The 18,753-nt window shown below is 66.9% G+C and carries 19 protein-coding genes; 7 read left to right on the top strand and 12 right to left on the bottom strand.

Annotated elements, in window-relative coordinates; genetic code table 11:
• Positions 1 to 67: 67 nt before the first annotated feature.
• The gene (locus J2W23_RS28455; protein ID WP_176661761.1) at positions 68 to 1,192 is read left to right on the top strand and encodes a citrate synthase/methylcitrate synthase; all 1,125 of its coding nucleotides are present in this window, start codon (positions 68 to 70) and stop codon (positions 1,190 to 1,192) included.
• Positions 1,193 to 1,302: 110 nt separating this feature from the next.
• Entirely contained in the window at positions 1,303 to 2,322 is a 1,020-nt protein-coding gene (locus J2W23_RS28450; RefSeq protein WP_307651144.1) for a hypothetical protein, read from the top strand.
• Here J2W23_RS28450 and J2W23_RS28445 read toward each other — a convergent pair.
• From J2W23_RS28445 to J2W23_RS28415, 7 genes are all read right to left on the bottom strand, one after another.
• Positions 2,313 to 3,557 carry a phenylacetate--CoA ligase family protein gene (locus J2W23_RS28445; protein WP_307651143.1) on the bottom strand — a complete coding sequence of 415 codons (1,245 nt, stop codon included), beginning with the start codon at positions 3,555 to 3,557 and terminating at the stop codon, positions 2,313 to 2,315. The two genes, J2W23_RS28450 and J2W23_RS28445, sit on opposite strands and share 10 nt — an antisense overlap.
• Before the next feature lie 139 nt (positions 3,558 to 3,696).
• Complete coding sequence (locus J2W23_RS28440; RefSeq protein ID WP_176661764.1) at positions 3,697 to 4,509, bottom strand: ABC transporter ATP-binding protein; 813 nt, start codon at positions 4,507 to 4,509, stop codon at positions 3,697 to 3,699.
• Between the two features lie 171 nt (positions 4,510 to 4,680).
• Complete coding sequence (locus J2W23_RS28435; protein ID WP_307651142.1) at positions 4,681 to 6,012, bottom strand: ABC transporter substrate-binding protein; 1,332 nt, start codon at positions 6,010 to 6,012, stop codon at positions 4,681 to 4,683.
• 69 nt (positions 6,013 to 6,081) lie between these two features.
• On the bottom strand, positions 6,082 to 7,146 hold the full coding sequence (locus J2W23_RS28430; RefSeq protein WP_307651141.1) for a branched-chain amino acid ABC transporter permease: 1,065 nt from the start codon (positions 7,144 to 7,146) through the stop codon (positions 6,082 to 6,084).
• 1 nt (position 7,147) lies between these two features.
• Positions 7,148 to 8,077, bottom strand: a complete 930-nt coding sequence (locus tag J2W23_RS28425) for a branched-chain amino acid ABC transporter permease (RefSeq protein ID WP_307651140.1) — start codon at positions 8,075 to 8,077, stop codon at positions 7,148 to 7,150.
• Positions 8,078 to 8,079: 2 nt separating this feature from the next.
• Entirely contained in the window at positions 8,080 to 8,865 is a 786-nt protein-coding gene (locus tag J2W23_RS28420) for an ABC transporter ATP-binding protein (RefSeq protein WP_176661768.1), read from the bottom strand.
• Positions 8,862 to 10,817, bottom strand: coding sequence for an AMP-binding protein (locus tag J2W23_RS28415; protein ID WP_307651139.1), 1,956 nt, complete (start codon positions 10,815 to 10,817; stop codon positions 8,862 to 8,864). Before J2W23_RS28415 ends, J2W23_RS28420 begins: the two co-directional genes overlap by 4 nt.
• 84 nt (positions 10,818 to 10,901) lie before the next feature.
• Between J2W23_RS28415 and J2W23_RS28410 the strand changes: the two genes are divergently transcribed.
• The 4 genes from J2W23_RS28410 to J2W23_RS28395 are packed head-to-tail and all read left to right on the top strand — an operon-like array spanning position 10,902 to position 13,261.
• On the top strand, positions 10,902 to 11,672 hold the full coding sequence (locus J2W23_RS28410; protein ID WP_307651138.1) for a Crp/Fnr family transcriptional regulator: 771 nt from the start codon (positions 10,902 to 10,904) through the stop codon (positions 11,670 to 11,672).
• Positions 11,669 to 12,142, top strand: coding sequence for a hypothetical protein (locus tag J2W23_RS28405; protein ID WP_307651137.1), 474 nt, complete (start codon positions 11,669 to 11,671; stop codon positions 12,140 to 12,142). The genes J2W23_RS28410 and J2W23_RS28405 overlap by 4 nt, the downstream gene beginning before the upstream one ends.
• Before the next feature lie 60 nt (positions 12,143 to 12,202).
• Positions 12,203 to 12,973 carry an SDR family NAD(P)-dependent oxidoreductase gene (locus tag J2W23_RS28400; protein ID WP_307651136.1) on the top strand — a complete coding sequence of 257 codons (771 nt, stop codon included), beginning with the start codon at positions 12,203 to 12,205 and terminating at the stop codon, positions 12,971 to 12,973.
• 30 nt (positions 12,974 to 13,003) lie between these two features.
• On the top strand, positions 13,004 to 13,261 hold the full coding sequence (locus J2W23_RS28395; RefSeq protein WP_176661773.1) for a hypothetical protein: 258 nt from the start codon (positions 13,004 to 13,006) through the stop codon (positions 13,259 to 13,261).
• Positions 13,262 to 13,316: 55 nt separating this feature from the next.
• Here the strand turns inward: J2W23_RS28395 and J2W23_RS28390 are convergent, their stop codons facing one another.
• Together J2W23_RS28390 and J2W23_RS28385 are read right to left on the bottom strand one after the other, a co-directional pair.
• Positions 13,317 to 14,357, bottom strand: coding sequence for an MBL fold metallo-hydrolase (locus J2W23_RS28390; protein WP_307651135.1), 1,041 nt, complete (start codon positions 14,355 to 14,357; stop codon positions 13,317 to 13,319).
• Positions 14,358 to 14,417: 60 nt separating this feature from the next.
• A complete protein-coding gene (locus J2W23_RS28385) occupies positions 14,418 to 15,398 on the bottom strand; it encodes a Bug family tripartite tricarboxylate transporter substrate binding protein (RefSeq protein WP_307651134.1) in 981 nt (326 codons plus the stop codon).
• A 217-nt stretch (positions 15,399 to 15,615) separates the two neighbouring features.
• Between J2W23_RS28385 and J2W23_RS28380 the strand changes: the two genes are divergently transcribed.
• On the top strand, positions 15,616 to 15,993 hold the full coding sequence (locus J2W23_RS28380) for a VOC family protein (protein ID WP_307651133.1): 378 nt from the start codon (positions 15,616 to 15,618) through the stop codon (positions 15,991 to 15,993).
• Between the two features lie 4 nt (positions 15,994 to 15,997).
• On the opposite strand, the gene J2W23_RS28375 is transcribed toward J2W23_RS28380, so the two are convergent.
• Genes J2W23_RS28375 through J2W23_RS28365 form a run of 3 tightly spaced genes read right to left on the bottom strand, consistent with a single transcriptional unit; the run spans position 15,998 to position 18,753 of the window.
• Positions 15,998 to 16,579, bottom strand: a complete 582-nt coding sequence (locus J2W23_RS28375; RefSeq protein ID WP_307651132.1) for a superoxide dismutase — start codon at positions 16,577 to 16,579, stop codon at positions 15,998 to 16,000.
• 45 nt (positions 16,580 to 16,624) lie between these two features.
• Positions 16,625 to 17,290 (bottom strand): helix-turn-helix transcriptional regulator, encoded by a 666-nt coding sequence (locus tag J2W23_RS28370; protein ID WP_307651131.1) that lies wholly within the window; start codon positions 17,288 to 17,290, stop codon positions 16,625 to 16,627.
• Between the two features lie 32 nt (positions 17,291 to 17,322).
• Entirely contained in the window at positions 17,323 to 18,753 is a 1,431-nt protein-coding gene (locus J2W23_RS28365) for an efflux transporter outer membrane subunit (RefSeq protein ID WP_307651130.1), read from the bottom strand.

Genomic DNA, 18,753 nt, shown 5'->3' with positions numbered 1-18,753 from the left:
CAAGATTGACGTCAATATTAGCCTCGCCAGAATCAACGTCATCGTGAAAAACCAGGAGTACGAAGCGATGAATGACGATGACGGACTTGGCGGCCTCGAAGGTGTCGTGGCTGCGCACACCGTGCTGTCCGAGGTGGACGGCGCCGCCGGCCGGCTGGTGATCCGCGGCCACCAGCTCGACGAGATCGCGCAGCGCTGGCGCTATGAAGACGTGGTGGCGCTGCTGTTCGAGGGCTTCTTCGACACGGTGCCGAACGCAACGGCCCTGCGCGGCGCGCTCGGCCGCGCGCGCCGCGAAGCCTTCGAGCGCCTGCAGCCCAACGACGACGCGGTGCTGCGCAAGATGCCGCCCATCGAAGCGGTGCGCGCGCTGCTCGCGCGGCTGCCCGATGGCGACGACCTCGCCACCGCATTGCGTCTGGTTGCGGCGCCCGCCGTCTACACCGCGGCCGTGATGCGCTGGCGCCTCGGCGTGCAGGCCCTCGCGCCCGACGAGTCGCTGCCCTGTGCCGCCGACATGCTGCGCATGCTGCATGGCCGCACGCCCACGGCCGCGCAGGCCGCCGCGCTCGACACCTATCTCGTCACCGTGTGCGACCACGGTCTCAACGCCTCGACCTTCGCGGCGCGCGTGGTGGCATCGACGGGCGCGGGCCTGGCATCGGCGGTGCTCGCCGGCATCAGCGCGCTCAAGGGCCCGCTGCACGGCGGCGCGCCCGGCCCGGTGCTCGATGCGCTCGATGCCATCGGCACAGCCGCCAACGCGCGCCACTGGCTCGAGGAAGCGGTGGCCAGCGGCCAGCGGCTGATGGGCTTCGGCCATCGCATCTACCGCGTGCGCGATCCGCGTGCCGATGCGCTCAAGGGCGCACTGCGCCGGTTGAGCGTGGAAGGCAGCGTCAACGCCGCGCGCTTCGAACTGGCCGAAGCCGCGGAGCAGGCCGCACTCGCGATCCTGCGCGAGAAGAAGCCTGGCCGCGCGCTGGAAACCAACGTCGAGTTCTATACCGCGCTGCTGCTCGAAGCGCTGGGCTTCGGCCGCGAGAGCTTCACCTGCGTGTTCGCGGCCGGCCGCGTGAGCGGATGGGTGGCGCATGCGCGCGAGCAGGTGAAGAAGGGGCGGCTCATTCGTCCGCAGTCCGTGTACATCGGGCCCGCACCCGAAGAGGCCGAAGCCGCGCTCGCGCACTGATCCCGAGAGAGACAAACGCAAGGCCCGCGCGCCGTCGCACCGTCATCCGGTACCCTCGTTGTCTTCGCATGCCGACCGCGGCATGCATGACGCAAGGCGAAAGTATTCCTATGACGGTGAACCCTTCCGACGAGCGCGCGCTGCGCTTGCCCCGCGATTTCGCGCTGATCGCAGTGGGGCTCGATGTGGCCATGTTCGTCATCAGCACGGTCGTGCTGCTGACGCGGTTCACACCCGACGTCGAGCAGATCCGCAGTGCCTACGCGCAACCGGAGGTCTGGATCACCATGCTGGCCGGCCTCGCGGTACCCTGGACGCTGTCGGCCGTGCTCGCCTGGAGCCACGCACGCAATGCGCTCGAAAGGCTCGGCGCGGCGAACGTGGCGCTGGCGCACGATGCGAGGCTGCGCTTCGGAACGGTGTGGGCACTCGTGGTCGCGTTCAGCTACTACGGCCTGACACCGCTGTTCTTCAAGATCAGGACGCTGTTCATGCTCGGCGGCCGCTTCGAAGAGTTCTCCGGCTACTCGCCTTATCTCGGCATGGGCGCTGCCATGCTGGTGCAGTCCGTTGTCCAGCTGGCGGTGCTGGTGCTCGGCATTTGGCTTGCAGCACGCCTCGCGCTGAGCCGAAGCCGCGGCCAGGACGTGGCAGTTCGCGCACCGGAGGATGCGGCCTTCGAGGTCTCCGGCGCACCGCCGCGCCGCGCCGTCGTATGGCTGATCGCCGCGCTGTTCGCGTCGATGCAGCTGTGGAGCAGCCTTGCGGTCTCCAACTGGCTTTTCCGGTCGGATGACAACACGCTCAGGTTGCTGCTCACACTGCTGCTGCCGTGGCTCGCGGCCTTTGCGCTCGCTTTCTGGGGTGCCTGGCTCGGTACGCGCGCCGGCATATCGCCGGCGCGGCCTTTCAGGGCCGTGGCCGTGTCCGTGTCGGCCTTCGTGCTGGTGCAGGTGACGAGCCTCGTGATCGCGATCGCGTGGTTCTTCCTTGCCTACACGAGCTCCATGCGCATGTCGAACGCACTCGGAGCCATCGGCGCCACCGTGGCGCTCGCGCTGGTCTATGCGGCGCTGGTGGTGGTGATCACGCGCGCCGTCACGCGCCGGTTCTATCGCCGCTACTTGTAGCTGCGCGCGTCCTCGATCACCTTGCCGTCGTTCGGCAGCGTGCCCGGCGCCACCAGCTCGATGGTGCCGCGCAGCTTGGTCACTTCGCGCACCGCATCGGCAATGCGCGCATCGAGCCCGGCCGGCGCGCCCGCGCATTCGAGCCTGAAGGTCATCTGGTCGTCGCCCATCTCGCCCGACACCACGAGGCGCGCGCGCAAGACTTCCGGAAAGCGCCGCGCGATCTCCGCGACCTGCGAGGGGTGCACGAACATGCCGCGCACCTTGGTGGTCTGGTCGGCGCGGCCGAGCCAGCCCTTGATGCGCTTGTTGGTTCGGCCCGTCGGGCAGGTGCCCGCGAGCACGGCCGAGAGGTCGCCGGTGCCGAAGCGCACCAGCGGGTAGTCGGGGTTGAAGCTGGTGACGACGATCTCGCCCACCTCGCCATCGGGCACGGGGTCGCCGGTGCCGGGGCGCACGATCTCGACCAGCACGCCCTCGTCGATCACCAGGCCTTCGCGCGCGCTGGTCTCGTACGCGATGAGGCCGAGGTCGGCGGTGGCATAGCACTGCGTGCCCTTCACGCCGTGCGCGGCGATCCAGTCGTGCAGGCTCGGCGGAAAGGCTTCGCCGGAGACGAGCGCTTTGGTGAAGGGCAGCTTCTGGCCTTTCTCTTCGGCCTTCTCCAGCAATATCTTCAGGAAGCTCGGCGTGCCCGCATAGCCTTCGGGCTTGAGGTCGGCGATGGCTTCGAGCTGCTGTTCGGTCTGCCCGGTGCCGCCCGCGAACACGGTGCAGCCCAAGGCGTGCGCGCCGGTTTCCATGATGGAGCCGGCGGGCGTCATGTGATAACTGAAGCTGTTGTGGATGAGGTCGCCGCTGCGAAAGCCGGCCGCATGCAGCGCGCGTGCGGTGCGCCAGTAGTCGCGTGCTTCGCCCTCGGGCTCGTAGATGGTGCCGGGGCTCGCGAACACGCGCGGCATGCGAGGTCCGCGCACGATCGATGCGAAGCCGCCGAAAGGATCGTCGGTGCGGCGTTGCTTCTGCAGTTCGAGCAATTCCGATTTGCGCGTGACCGGCAGTTGCTCGAGCGCCTGGCGTGTCGTGATGTCCGCGGGCTTCACGCCGTCGAGGATCTTCTTGAACGCGGACGTGGCTGTCTGTGCTTGCGCGACCTGTTTCGGCAATGCGGCGAGCAGGTCGCGCTCGCGTTCGGCGGGGTCACGGATTTCGAGCTTGTCGTAGTGGTCGGTCATGTCCGCACCCTTCATCTATTCAGTTCAGTGTCTTGCCGACGGGTGTTGTTCAGGGCGTGTGCACAGGCCACCGGGTACTCCCCTCCGCGAATGTCCCCCGCCGGCGTGATCGCGCCCTGAACAGCAACACCAGTGCGTTTCAAGCCAGCCACCTTTTTCGCCGCTTGTAGCTTTTCACGTCCCGGAAGCTCTTGCGGTCCGCGCCGCCGACGCCGAGGTAGAACTCCTTCACGTCCTCGTTCTCGCGCAGGCTTTTGGCCTCGCCGTCCATCACGATGCGGCCGTTCTCCAGGATGTAGCCGTAGTCGGCGTAGCGCAGCGCCATGTTGGTGTTCTGCTCGGCCAGGAGAAAGGTCACGTGTTCCTTGGTGTTGAGGTCCTTCACGATCTCGAACACCTCCTCGACGATCTGCGGTGCGAGGCCCATCGAGGGTTCGTCCAGCAGCACCATCGTCGGGTTGGCCATCAGCGCGCGGCCGATGGCGCACATCTGCTGTTCGCCGCCCGAGGTGTAGGCGGCCTGCGAGGTGCGGCGTGTCTTCAGGCGCGGGAAATACGCGTACACCTTCTCCAGCGTCTGCTGTACCGCGGCCTTGCCGTCGGTGCGCGTGTAGGCGCCGGTCATCAGGTTCTCTTCGATCGTGAGGTGGGCGAAGCAGTGCCGGCCTTCCATCACCTGGATGAGGCCACGCTTGACCAGCTCGGCCGGCGACAGCGCCTCGATGCGGTCGCCGCGCAATTCGATGGTGCCCTTGGTCACCGCGCCGCGCTCGCCCGCGAGCAGGTTGCTCACCGCGCGCAGCGTGGTCGTCTTGCCCGCGCCGTTGCCGCCGAGCAGCGCCACGATGCCGCCCTCGGGCACGGTGAGCGACACGCCCTTGAGCACGAGGATCACGTGGTTGTAGATGACCTCGATGCCGTTGACGTTGAGAAGGATGTTGGGTTCGCTCATGGTGTGGTCCGAAGCATTCGAAAGAACAACGACGCTGTTCTTTCAGATGCCCGCTTGGCCCACCACCCTTCGGGGAACACCGCGGAACCGGCTTTGCCGGGCCGCAGGTGTTGCCCCCTGCAAGAGGGGGTGGGAGAAGCGACAGGAAGTGCGCGTAGCCTGGGGGTTAGCTCAAGATTGGCAGTCGGCGGCTTCGCGGCGCGTCAGCTTCTTCTCGCCGGCGTACTTGTCGGCTGCGGCCTTGACCATCGGCTTGATGATCTGTTCGTCGGCCTCATACCAGTCCGACATGCCGCCCCACTTGGCGCCGTCCCAGGTGTGCACGCGCGCCCAGGTCGAGCCCATGTGGTCCTGGCACGAGGTGCTCACCGGACGCATCACGCCCGAGAAGCCCAGCGCGTCGAGCTTCTTCTGGTCGAGCGCGAGGTTCTCCATGCCCCAGCGCACCTGCTCGCCGGTCATGACCTTGCCCTTGCCGAAGCGCTCCTGCGCGCGCTTGACGGCCTCGATGGTCAGCATCTGGATGATCACGCCGCGCGTGTAGAGCACCGAGCCCACTTCTTCCTTCGGACCCGTGCCCTGGCCCTTGTCGTGCACCTGCTTCAGGATGTCCTGGATCACCTTGGGCTGCGTGCCCGAGGTGTTGAGCGCGAGCGCGTTGTAGCCCTTGGCATTGGCGCCCACGTCCTTCACGTCGGGTTCGGCGCCGGCCCACCACACGCCGTACATCTTCTCGCGCGGGTAGCCCGTGGCCACGGCTTCCTTCAGGGCGGTGGAGTTCATCACGCCCCAGCCCCACAGCAGCACGAAGTCGGGGCGCGATTGGCGCACCTGCAGCCAGGCCGACTTCTGTTCCACGCCGGGCGCGGTCACCGGGATCAGCGAGAGCTCGAAGCCGTTCTGCTTGGCACGCTCCTGCAAGAGCGGAATCGGCTCCTTGCCAAATGGCGAGTCGTGATAGACGAGGGCGATCTTCTTGCCCTTGAGCTTGTCCATGCCGCCTTCTTTTTTGCCGATGTGCTGGATCAGGATGTCCGCCGCGGTCCAGTAGCTGCCCATCAGCGGGAAGTTCCACTTGAACACGCCGCCGTCCTGCGAGGCCGAGAGGCCGTAGCCCAGCGTGATGAGCGGGATCTTGTCGGTGGGCACCTTGTCGGTCAGCGCGAAGGTGATGCCGGTGGCCTGCGGATCGAACAGCGCAACGCCCGGGCGGCCCTTCAGGCGTTCGTAGCACTCCACGCCCTTGTCGGTGGCGTAGCCGGTCTCGCACTCTTCATAGGCGATCTTCACGCCGTTGATGCCGCCGGTGGCGTTGACGTACTTGATGTAGTCCTGCTTGCCGTTGGCCCACGGCGTGCCGTTGGGCGCATAGGGGCCGGTGCGGTACACCAGGAGCGGGAAGAACTGCTCCTTGGCCTGCGCGGTGGCGATCGATGGCGCGAGCATGGCGCCGAGGGTGCTGGCCACCAGGGCGGCGGTCAGAGCGAGCGATTTCAGTTTCATGCCTGTCTCCTTTTGTGGGCACCTCGGTGCCGGGTTTTTACGAACGAACGGAACTCTCGAGATACGTTGTCAATGCGGGAAGGGCCAGAGCCGCAGCTTCTCCTTGGCCGTGGACCACAGCCGCGCGAGGCCGTGCGGCTCGACGATCAGGAAGAACACGATCAGCGCGCCGAAGATCATGGTCTCCAGGTGCGAGGCCAGCGCGGTGGAAATCGAGAAACCCAGCCACGCGGGCAGCTGGTTCAGGAAGAGCGGCAAGAGCACGATGAAGGCGGCGCCGAAGAAGCTGCCCATGATCGAGCCGAGCCCGCCGATGATCACCATGAACAGCAGCTGGAACGAGCGGTCGATGCTGAACGCCGCCGGCTCCCACGCGCCCAGGTGAATGAAGCCCCACAGCGCGCCGGCCACGCCGACGATGAAGCTGCTCACCGCAAAGGCCGTGAGCTTGGCGTACACCGGTCGGATGCCGATCACCGCGGCGGCCACGTCCATGTCGCGCATCGCCATCCACTCGCGGCCGATGGCGCTGCGCACCAGGTTCTTCGCGAGCAGGGCGAACACCACCACGAAGATGAGGCAGAACAGGTACTTCTGCACCGGCGACTCGATCGGCACGCCGAACACATTCAAACCTGCCACGCTCACCGAACCCGACGACGAGTTGTTGGTGAACCACTGGATGCGCAGGAACGCCCAGTCGGTGAAGAACTGCGCGGCCAGCGTCGCCACCGCGAGGTACAGGCCCTTGATGCGCAGGCTCGGAATGCCGAACAGCACGCCGATCACCGTCGCGCAAAGCCCGCCCAGCAGCAGCGAGGCGATGAGCGGCATGCCGTCGATGCGCACCTGGAAGTTGTAGGCCGCGTATGCGCCCACCGCCATGAAGGCGCCGGTGCCCAGTGAGATCTGCCCGCAGTAGCCGACCAGGATGTTGAGGCCGAGTGCGGCGAGCGACAGGATCAGGAAGGGCGTGAGGATGGCGCGCATCCAGTAGTCGGACACGCCCAGCGGAATCACGATGAATGCCACGAGCAGCAGCACCAGCATCGCGATGCGGTCCTGCGCGATCGGGAGGATCTGTTGGTCGGCCCTGTAGCTCGACTTGAACTGGCCGTTTTCTCTGTAGAACATGTCAGACCCGATCGATGATCTTTTCGCCGAACAGGCCCTGCGGACGAACCAGCAGGAAGACCAGTGCGAGCACATACGCGAACCAGATCTCGATGCCGCCACCGAGCATGGGACCGAGATAGATTTCAGACAGCTTCTCGCCCACGCCGATCAGCAGGCCGCCGATGATCGCGCCCGGAATCGAGGTGAGCCCGCCGAGGATCACCACCGGCAGCGCCTTCAGCGCCACCAGCGACAGCGAGAACTGCACGCCCAGCTTGGAGCCCCAGATGATCCCGGCCACCAGCGCCGAGAAGCCGGCCACCGACCACACGATCACCCAGATGCGCTTGAGCGGAATGCCGATGGACTGCGCGGCCTGGTGGTCGTCGGCCACCGCGCGCAGTGCGCGGCCGGTGGCGGTCTTCTGGAAGAAGATGGCCAGCACCACCACGAGCGCTGCCGACACCGCTGCGGCGATCAGGTCTTCCTGGCTCAGCAGCAGGCCGCCCTGGAAGGTGCCCTCGAGCACCATCAGCGGTTCCTTGGGCATGCCCACGTCGATCTTGTAGATGTCGTTGCCGAAGATCGTCTGGCCCACGCCATCGAGGAAGTAGGCGATGCCCAGCGTGGCCATCAGGAGCGTGATGCCCTCCTGGTTCACCAGCTTGCTGAGCGCGAGCCGCTCGATGAGCCAGGCCACCACGACCATCACCGCCATCGCGGCGATGAAGGCCAGGATGTTCGCGAGGATGAGGCTCTGGAAGCCGAACCACAGCGGGAACCATTCGGAGAACCGCGCCATCGCCAGCGCCGCGAACAGCACCATCGCGCCCTGCGCGAAGTTGAAGACGCCCGAGGCCTTGTAGATCAGCACGAAGCCGATGGCGATCAGCGAATAGAGCATGCCGACCATGAGGCCGCCAAACAGGGTTTCGAGGAAAAATCCCATGGTCAATGCTCCACGCCGAGGTACGCCCGGATCACGTCTTCGTTGTTGCGCACTTCGTCCGGCGTGCCGTCGCCGATCTTCTTGCCGTAGTCCAGCACCACCACGCGGTCGGAGATGTCCATCACCACGCCCATGTCGTGCTCGATGAGGACGATGGTCGCGCCGAACTCGTCGTTCACGTCGAGGATGAAGCGGCTCATGTCCTGCTTTTCCTCGACGTTCATGCCGGCCATCGGCTCGTCGAGCAGCAGCACCTGCGGCTCCATCGCGAGTGCGCGGCCGAGGTCCACGCGCTTCTGCAGGCCGTAGGGCAGGCGGCCCACCGGCGTCTTGCGGTGCGCCTGGATCTCCAGGAAGTCGATGATGTGTTCGACGAACTCGCGGTGCCGCAGCTCCTCGCGTTCGGCGGGGCCCCAACGCAGCGCTTGCGCGAGGAGGCCGCTCTTCATCTTGAGGTTGCGCCCCGTCATGATGTTGTCCAGCACGCTCATGCCCTTGAAGAGCGCCAGGTTCTGGAAGGTGCGCGCCACGCCCATCTCGGCCACCTGGCGCGAGTTCATGTGCTTGAAGGTCTGGCCGCGGAAGGTGATGGAGCCCTGCTGCGGCCAGTAGACGCCGTTGATGCAGTTGAGCATCGAGCTCTTGCCCGCGCCGTTTGGGCCGATGATGGCGCGCACTTCGTGCTCGCGCACGTTGAAGCTGATGTCCGTCAGCGCCTTCACGCCGCCGAAGCTCAGGCTGATGTTCTGTACGTCGAGGATGACCTCGCCGGTCTTGCGTGCGCTCATGCCGCTGCCTTCACGATGGGGAAGGTCTTGGCCTCGACGATCTTCAGTGTGGCACTCACCACGCCGGTGCGTCCGTCCTCGAACTTGACCTGGGTCTCGATGTATTGCTCGGTCTTGCCGCCGTAGAGCGCATCGACCAGCACCGAGTATTTCTCGGCGATGAAGCCGCGCCGCACCTTGCGCGTGCGGGTGAGCTCGTCGTCGTCGGGGTCCAGCTCCTTGTGCAGCACGAGGAAGCGCGCGATCTGCGTCTCGCCCATGCCGTCTTCGCTCGCGAGGTCGGCGTTGACCTTGGCGATGCATTCGGCAACGAGCGTCAGCACCTCGGGCTTGCCGGCCAGGTCGACGTAGCCGCCATAGGCGAGACCACGGCGCTCGGCCCAGTTGCCGACGGCCTCGAAGTCGATGTTGATGGCCGCGCAGACTTCGCTGCGCCCATTGCCGAAGCACACCGCTTCCTTGATCTGCGGAAAGAACTTGAGCTTGTTCTCGATGTAGTTGGGCGCAAAGATCGCGCCGCTGACGAGCCGGCCCACATCCTTCGCGCGATCGATGATGCGCAGGTGCCCTTCGCTGTCGAGCACGCCCGCATCGCCGGTGTGGAAGTAGCCATTGGCATCGAGCACCTCGGCGGTGGCATCGGGGCGCTTGTAGTACTCCTTGAGCACCGACACGCCGCGCACCAGTACCTCGCCGTCTTCCGCGATCTTGAGTTCGATGCCGGGTGCGGCGGTGCCTACGGTCTGCAGCTTGACCTTGCCGTCCTGCTGCAGGCACACATAGGCGCAGGTCTCGGTCTGGCCGTAGAACTGCTTGAGGTTCACGCCGATGGAGCGATAGAAGCGAAACAGGTCGGGGCCGATGGCCGCGCCGGCCGTATACGCGACGCGGATGCGGCTCATGCCCAGCACGTTGCGCAGCGGCCCGTAGATCAGGAGGTTGCCGAGGCCGTACATCAGCCGGTCGCCCGTGCTCACCGGCGCGCCGTTCAGGATGTCGGCACCCACGCGCTGCGCGAGCGCCATGAACTTCGCATAGAGCCAGCGCTTGGGCGCGGCCGCGTCTTCCATGCGGATCGACACCGCGGTGAGCAGGCCTTCGAAGGTGCGCGGCGGGCCGAAGTAGTAGCTCGGGCCGATCTCGCGCATGTCGTTCATCACCGTCTCGCTCGACTCGGGGCAGTTGAGCGTGAAGCCGCCCACCAGCCACTGCGCCACCGAGAACAGATGGTCGCCCACCCACGCCATCGGCAGGTAGCTCATGATGTTGTCGCCGGGGCCGAGCTTGTCGGTCTCCACGCCGCCGCGGCCCGCGGCGATGAAGCTCGCGTGCGTCTGGCACACGCCCTTGGGGCGCCCGGTGGTGCCCGAGGTGTAGAGGATCACACCGACGTCGGTGGCCTCGCCGCTCGCCACGGCGCGGTCGTAGTAGCCGATGTTGGCCTTGTCGAACTCGCGGCCCAGCGCACGCAGCTGCTCGTAGCTCATGAGCCCGGGCTGGTCGTAGTGGCGCAGGCCCTTGGGGTCGTCGTAGATGATGTGGCGGATGCCGTGCGCCTGGTCCTTCTGCAGCTCGCGGCACTCGAGCAGCTTGTCGACCTGCTCCTGGTCTTCGACGATCACGAAGTCGATGGCCGCGTCCTGCAGCATGAAGACCATCTCGCTGGCCACGGCGTCCTGGTAGAGCGGCACCGGCACGCCGCGCAGGCTCTGCGCCGCGACCACCGCCATGTACAGGTGCGGCCGGTTGGCGCCCACGATCGCAAGGTTGTCGAAGGGCTTGAAGCCGAGGCTCGCGAGGCCGCAGGCCATCTCGCGCACCTCTTCTGCCACGGCGTTCCAGGTCCAGGTCTGCCAGATGCCGAGGTCTTTCTCGCGCACCGCGGGCGACTCGGGTTGGGCCTGGGCGTGCGCGAGCAGCAGCCGGGGGAAGGTGGGGTCGTTTGTTTGCACAGTGGGCGGATCGTAGGCTTCACTTTGACGTCCGCTTGTCGTTCCGACGACAATCCTAGGGACACTACTCCCCGGAGTTTCCCGATGCCTCACGGCAATCTCAACCAGAGTCCGCTCGGTAATTCGATCAAGGACCGCGTGCGTCCCGCCAATGCCGTGGAGCTCGGCGGCATCCCCTGGCTGCCCACGCTCACGCCGGCCGAGCGCCGCCGCGCCGAGGCTGCGCTGGTGGTGGGCGAAGCCGAGCCCGGCGACCTTGTTTGCCGCGTCGGACGCTCGCCCACCTACTGGTTCGGCGTGGTCGAGGGCCTGCTCAAGATGAGCAACGACAACGCCGACGGCGGCTCGGTCACCTACACCGGCGTTCCGCCCGGCGGCTGGTTCGGCGAAGGCACGGTGATGAAGCGCGAGCCCTACCGCTACAACATCCAGGCGCTGCGCCGCAGCGTGGTGGCGGGCCTGCCGATCGAGAGCTTCCACTGGCTGCTCGATCATTCGATCGGCTTCAACCGCTTCGTGATGAACCAGCTCAACGAACGGCTCGGCCAGTTCATCGCGGCGCTGGAAATCGACCGGCTCAACAACCCCGACGCCCGCGTGGCGCGCAACCTGGTGTCGCTGTTCAACCCGGTGCTGTACCCCGGCGTGGGTGAGGTGCTGCGCATCACGCAACAGGAACTGGCTTACTTGGTGGGTCTTTCGCGCCAGCGGGTGAACGAGGCGCTCAACGGCCTTTCAGCGCAGGGGCTGATCCGGGTGGAGTACGGGGGCTTGCGCGTGCTCGACCTGCCGGGCCTTCGCGTGAGCGCAATGTCGAACAAGAAGAACGCCTCGGCGGAAACGGAAACCTCATGACCCTCAAAGACCAGATCCAGGTCGTGCCCGCGAACGCGGAAGCGGCCTTCATTCCACCGCCCGAGGCGACGAAGGCGAAGAAAGCCGAGGACAGCGGTCCAACGCTCGAAGAAGCCATCGCGCGCAACGAGGCGCTGACCGAGAAGATCGACGCGCTCGACGCGATCCTTGCCAAGCCGCTCAGCGAGATCCTCGCCGACCGCGAGAAGGCCGAGGAAGCCGCGCTCGCCTGGGATCGCTTCGGCGCGATGTGGATGCTCTCGCAGCGCGCCATGCGCCGCGTGGCGCTCGACCTCGCGGCGCAGCTGGGCGTGAGCGAGGAAGAGGTCGTCGCGCGTGCCATGACAAACGCGAACGCGGTGCTCAACGGGGCGGACGAAGTCGACCTGGGCGGCACCATCGCGCCCGCGCAGCTGCAGCACATTGCGCGCCATCGCAACTTCCTGCGCAACCAGTTCCGTACCGGCTGAGCCGCAAGGCCTCTCGATACCCTTTAACCTCCCCGCCTTCGTTCAAGAAAGACTTTCCCGATGACCGCTGCTGCTTCCCACCTCACCCTGATCACCGGCGCCTCGCGCGGCCTGGGCCGTGCCATGGCCGAACAGCTGCTGCAAGCAGGCCACGTGGTGCTCGGCATTTCGCGCAAGCAGGATGCGCAACTGGCCGAAGCGGCCAAGGCCGCCGGTGCCGAACTCGTTCAATGGGAGCAGGACCTGTCCGACCCGGTCGCCGCCTCGGCCCGCGTGTCGGCATGGCTCAAGACCCTCGACGGGCAGCGCTTCGACAGCGTGACCCTCATCAACAACGCGGGCACCGTCGGCAACCCGGCGCCGCTCGCGAGCGCAGTGACCAGCGAGCTCTCGCAGGCGCTGCGCATCGGCCTCGAAGCGCCGATGCTGCTGACCGCGGCGTTCCTCAACGCCACGCGCGAATGGCGCGGCGCGCGCAAGGTGCTGAACATCTCCTCGGGCCTCGGCCGCAACGCGATGGGCAGCCAGGCGCCCTACTGCGCAGCCAAGGCCGGCATGGACCGTTTCTCTCAGGCCGTGGCGCTCGAGGAAGCGGCCGCACCGAACGGCGCGCGCATCGTCTCGCTCGCGCCCGGCATCATCGATACCGACATGCAGGTGCAACTGCGCGGCGCATCGGCCGAGAACTTTCCGGACCGCACGCGCTTCGTGAGCATGAAGGAAGAAGGCCGGCTCGACAGCCCCGCCACCGCCGCGGCCAAGGTGCTCAAGTACCTGGCGCGCGAGGACTTCGGCGCGAACCCCGTGGCCGACGTGCGCGACCCGGCCTGAACGCCCTCAACACCGAAAGCGCGCACGACCATGGCCACCGCAAAGTCGATCGACACCAACGACTACAAGCTCTTCCCGTCGCCGAGGAACGTGCACCGCGTCATCTTCGAACACCAGGTCTTCGTGCCGTATCCGTACGCGCTGATCGTGATGGACGAGTTCTACTTCAAGGGGCGCTACAGCCTGTTCTCGGCGTGCCGGATGAGCGACGGGAAGATGGGGCAGGTGGCGACGTTCGAGGATGCCTCGGACGTCGACATCTTCAACGCCAAGTTCGTGCCGGACTGACCCTCGGCATCTCTTTCTTGCTCCTTCCCCCGGAAGGGGGAGGCGCAAGACATGCTCACTGCATCGCGAACCGGTCCCGCTGCGCCTGCGCGCATTCACCCATCACATTCAACGCACGCGACACCGCGGGCGTGCCGATCACGAACGGATTGGTTCCGTTCGCCGGCTGCTGCCGCAGCGCCGCCAGCCGCGCCTGCGAGCTGTCCATGGCCGAATGGTTCGACAGCAGCACATCGATGTTCTGCGCCTTCACCACCGTGTCCATGCGTCGCGTGGCGTCGATGTAGCTGCCCAGGCGCGGCACGTTCTTGCCGAAGTTGAAGGCGGTGCCGCCCCAGAGCATCGCGCGGTGCTTCCGGCCGTTGGCGCTCACGTCGAACACCGGCGAGATCGTGCCCATGGTGTGGCCCGGCGTGATGTAGAGCGTGACGGTGGTGTCGCCCAGCGTGAGGCGGTCGCCGTCCTTCGCCGACACGTCGCCCGCGCCACGCTTGGGCGGGGCGCCCCAGATCGGCGTCGCGAATTCGAGCTTCGTCTCGGTCATCGTCCAGTCGGCCTCGCTCATCACCACGCGGGCGCGGTACTTCTGCGCGAGGTAGGGCGCGCCGCCGTAGTGGTCGCCGTGGCCGTGCGTGACGATCACGTACTTGATCTGCGCGGGGTCCAGGCCCAGCCTGCGCATGCCGCCCTCGATGAGCGCGGCGGCTTCCATCTGGTTGTTGAGCGCATCGATGAGGATGATGCCGTCCGAAGTCTTGATGGCCCAGGCGCTCACCCAGTCGGCGCCCACGAAGTAGAGGTTGTCGAAGGCCTTGCCCGGCGGCGGCGCGGGCTTGTCGATGAGCGCCTTCAGTCCCTTGTCCAGCTCGGCCTGCGGCGGCTGCGCGGCGGGCGCGGGCTTGCACAGCGACAGGAACGGCGTGAGGTCGGTGCCGGCCGTGCGCGTGGCCGCGGCAACGTGCGCGGCCACGGTGGCTTCCGAAGGTGGTGGCTGCTGCGCCGGCGATTGTGCGCAGCCCTGGATGAAAGCGGCAACCGCGGCCAGGGCGGTTGTCTTCAGCAGCAGGGTGCGTGAGTTCTCGCGAAGAAATGCCATCGGTGTCTCCATGCCGTCGTCGCGGCCCGTTGTGGAGACACCATTCTGCGACCGCGAGGCTTATTCGATGGTCGCGCCCGAGGCTTGCACGATGCCCTTCCACTTCTCGTAGTCGGTCTTCAGCAGCGTGCCGAACTGGTCGGGCGTCATGCTCTCGGGTTCCGCGCCCTGGCCGATGATGGCGGCCTTCATTTCGGGCGTGGCCAGGAGCTTGTTGATCTCGGTGTTCAGCGTGGCGACGATGTCCTTGGGCGTGCCGGCCGGCACGAAGACGCCATACCAGGTGCTCACATCGAAGCCCTTGTAGCCGAGCTCGGCGACGGTGGGCGTCTCGGGCAGCGAGGTGCTGCGCTTGGCGGAGGTGACGGCCAGCGGGCGCAGCTTGCCGGCCTTGATCTGCGCCATGGCCGAGGGCACCGACGACACCATCAGGTCGACATTGCCCGCGAGCACGTCCATCATGGCCGCGTTGGAGCCCTTGTAGGGCACGTGGCGCATCTTGATCTTGGCGGCGCTGTTGAAGATCTCGCCGGCCAGGTGGATGGTGGTGCCGTTGCCGGGCGAGCCGTAGGTGACGGTGTCGGGCGCGGCGCGCGCGGCCTTCACCACGTCGTCGAGCGTCTTGAACTTCGAATTGGCCTGCGTGACGATCACCACCGGCGTGTAGGCCACGTGGGCCACGGCGGTGAGGTCCTTCACCGGGTTGTAGCTCAGGTTCTTGTAGAGCCAGGGCGCCACGACCATGTTGTCCTTCTGGCCCATCACGATGTCGTAGCCCGTGGGCGCGGCGCGCGCGGCCTCGGCGATGCCGATGGTGCCGCCGGCGCCGCCGCGGTTGTCGGGCACCACGGTCCAGTGGTTGGCCTCGGTGAGCTTCTGCGCGACCAGGCGCGCCAGGATGTCGGTGCCGCCGCCGGGCGGGAACGGCACGATCATGCGGATGGGCTTGGCGGGGTAGCTTTGCGCGTGCACGGCGATGGCGGCAAAAGCCAGGGGGAGCGCCAGCGCGAGGGCCAGCGTGCGGGTGAGTTTGCGGATCATGGGTTTGTCTCTTTGTCTGGACGAGTCGGGGTTGCAGCAGGGCAGGGGCGATAGAGGTCTTTTGGCCTCACTGCACCGAGGGTGCAGTGTGCCGCAAGCGCCGCGATGGTGTTTTCGTGGTTTGCGATGGGCCCCGTATCAGACGGCGGCGACTTGACAGGGCCGCTTCGGCGTCGAACATGAAATGTCGATTCCCAAGGCAACACAGGAGACACCCATGCTCGGAAACATCGACGCCGTAGCCAACCTCGCGGTGAAAGACCTGGCGGTGGCCCGCCGCTTCTACGAAGGCACGTTGGGCCTCGCCCAGGTCGACGCGGAGGGCGACGAGGTCATCGTCTACCGCAGCGGCACGACGCGCATCAACGTGTACCGCTCGTCGTTCGCAGGCACGAACCAGGCGACGGCAGTGACCTGGCAGGTCGGTACGGACATCGAGCGCCTTGTCGCGGCGCTCAAGGCCAAGGGCGTGCGCTTCGAGCACTACGACATGCCCGACACGAAGCTCGAAGGCGACCTCCATGTCATGGGCGACATGAAGGTCGCGTGGTTCAAGGACCCGGACGGGAACATCCTGAACCTGATCAACGGCTGATCGATCAGCCGAAGTTCTTTGCTGCGAAGTCCCAGTTCACCAGCTTGGCCAGGAAGGTCTCGACGAACTTCGGGCGCAGGTTGCGGTAGTCGATGTAATAGGCGTGTTCCCAGACGTCGACGGTCAGCAGCGCGGTGTCCGCGGTCGTCAGCGGCGTGCCGGCTGCGCCGGTGTTCACGATGTCCACCGAACCGTCGGCCTTCTTCACGAGCCAGGTCCAGCCCGAACCGAAGTTGCCGACAGCCGACTTCACGAAGGCTTCCTTGAAGGCGTCGTAGCTGCCCCACTTGGCATCGATGGCCTTGGCCAGCGCGCCGGTCGGTGCACCGCCGCCCTGGGGCTTCATGCAGTTCCAGAAGAAGGTGTGGTTCCAGATCTGGGCAGCGTTGTTGTAGATGCCGCCGCTGGCCTTCTTGATGATTTCTTCCAGCGTGAGGGCTTCGAACTCGGTGCCCTTCTGCAGGTTGTTGAGGTTCACCACGTAGGCGTTGTGATGCTTGCCGTAGTGGTACTCGAGGGTTTCCTTCGAATACTCGGGTGCCAGCGCGTCGAGGGCGTACGGCAGGGGTGGGAGCTTGTGTTCCATCGTGGTTCCTTTTCGGTGGGTTGTGGGTAAATCGTTGTTCAGTGTTCAGGCGCGCGGCTTCGGGCTGACCTGGTAGGCACAGCGCCGCGCACCCGCGAGCACATGTTCGACGCGGCTGACGGTCACCTCGGGCCCCAGCACTTCATCGAAGAGTTGCAGTTCACTGCGGCAGAAGCCCGTGCAGGCCTGCGCCGCGGTGCAGATGGGGCAGTGGTTCTCGATGAAGAGAAAGCCGTCGCCTTCGGGCCGGAACTCGGCCATGTAGCCTTCGCGGCTGCGAATCTCGGCAAGCCGCTCCAGCCGCGTCTTCAGGCTGCGCGCGCCGCGCATCGCCTCGGTGTAGTTGGCGCGCATGGTGCTCTCGCGCGCGCCGATGAGCTGGTCCATGCCCTTCTGGCCGAACACGCTGATCACGGCGCTGATCATCTGCACCGTCATCTCGGCGTGGGTGTCGGGAAAGCGCTTGTGGCCTTCCCCGGTGAGCCGCCAGATCTGTGTCGGCCGGCCGCGGCCGCTCGGGCGGCTTTCCGCATCGACCAGGCCTTCGGCCTCCAGCTTGGCCATCTGCTGGCGCACCGCTTCCACTGTGACGCCCAGCACCTTGGCGATGTCGGGAATACCGAGCGCGCCGCGGGTCTTGAGCGTGGAGAGGATGCGGTCTGCCGGCTGGTGCGGCATCCAGGTGGGCTTGGCGTCAATGGGGACGGACATGGACGTTTCGTGGGTTCTTGTTCGGGCGATTGTCAGGTGGCGGGGCCTCCCTGTGCCTGCGGGGGGGCTTGCCACCCGCCGCCCAGCGCCTTGTAGAGCGCGACGAGGCTGGTGTACGAGGCGGTCTCGGCCTCGGCCACCGCGTCCTGCGCACGCAGCAATGTACGTTGCGCATCGAGCACGCTCAGGTAGGGCGCGGCCCCTTCGCGGTAGCGCACCTCGGCCAGTTCGGCCGCGCGGCCGCTGCGGGCCGCGGCCTGCACCAGCGACTGCAGGCGCTGCTGGTTCTGGCCGTAGCCGGTGAGGGCGCTCTCCACGTCCTCGATGGCGCGCAGCACCGTCTGCTCGTAGAGCGCGCGATCGCCTTCTGCCCGTGCCTCGGCGCCGCGCACGCGGGCCTTGACCGAGCCCAGCCGGAGCGCCGGCCAACTCACGCCCGGTGTCACGCTGAAGGCGCGGCTCGATGAACTGCCGAGGTCCGAACCCCGCAGCGCGATGAAGCCGAGGAAGCCGCCGATGTCGAAGCGCGGGTACAGCTCCGCCGTCGTCGCGCCCACGTCGGCCGTGCTGGCCGCGAGGCCGCGCTCGGCGCGCAGCACGTCGGGCCGGCGCCGCAGCAGGTCGCCCAGGTCGCCGATGGGCAGGCGCTTGTCGAGCACGCGCAGCTGCTGCGGCTGCAGCATCGGCTCCAGCTCGGCGGGGCGCAGGCCCGCCAGCACCGCCACGCGGTACGCGGCCTGGCGGCGCGTGGTCTCGAAGGCGGGCAGCTGGCTCTCGGTGGTCGCGACGTTGGCCTGCGCGCTTGCAAGGTCGCCTTCGAGCCCGCGGCCCGTCTGCACCTGCGCCTCGGTCACGCGCAGGCTGCTGCGCAGGCTCTCGAGCGTGCGGCGCGTCACCGCGAGGCGCTGCTCGGCGCCGCGCATCTCGTAGTAGTTGCGGGCCAGTTCGGCCACGGCCACGATGCGCACCTGCTCGAGGTCGGCCGCGCTGGCTTCGGTGCGTGCGGTGGCCGCCTCGTCGAGCCGTTTGAGGCGGCCGAACAGGTCGATTTCCCAGGAGGCATCGAAGCCCGAGCGGCTGCTTTGCGCCAGCGTGCGCGCATCGGCCGGCGTGCCGTTGCCCTGCGCGATGCTGCGCGTCTTGCTCGCGCCCAGCGTGACGACGGGCAGGCGGTCCAGCTCGGCCTCGGTTTGCGAGGCGCGGGCTTCCAGCAACCGCGCCTGCGCGATGCGGATGTCGTGGTTGCCGGTGAGCGCGCGCTCGATCAGCGCATCGAGCTGCGGATCGTCGAGCTGGCGCCACCAGTCGCGCTGCACCGCGTCGTTGGCGAACAGCGAACGCTCGGGCGCCGAGATGGCGACGGGCGCATCCGACGGCGCGGTGTAGGTCGGCCCGACCGCGCAGCCCGCCAGCACCAGCGCGCCGAGCACGAAGGGTGCAGTGTTGAAAAGTCTTGTCGTCAT

This window comes from Variovorax boronicumulans, from assembly GCF_030812215.1.
GTDB lineage: Bacteria > Pseudomonadota > Gammaproteobacteria > Burkholderiales > Burkholderiaceae_C > Variovorax > Variovorax boronicumulans_C.
The sequence above is the reverse complement of the archived record's forward strand: the minus strand, read 5'-3'. Positions and strand labels throughout refer to the sequence as shown.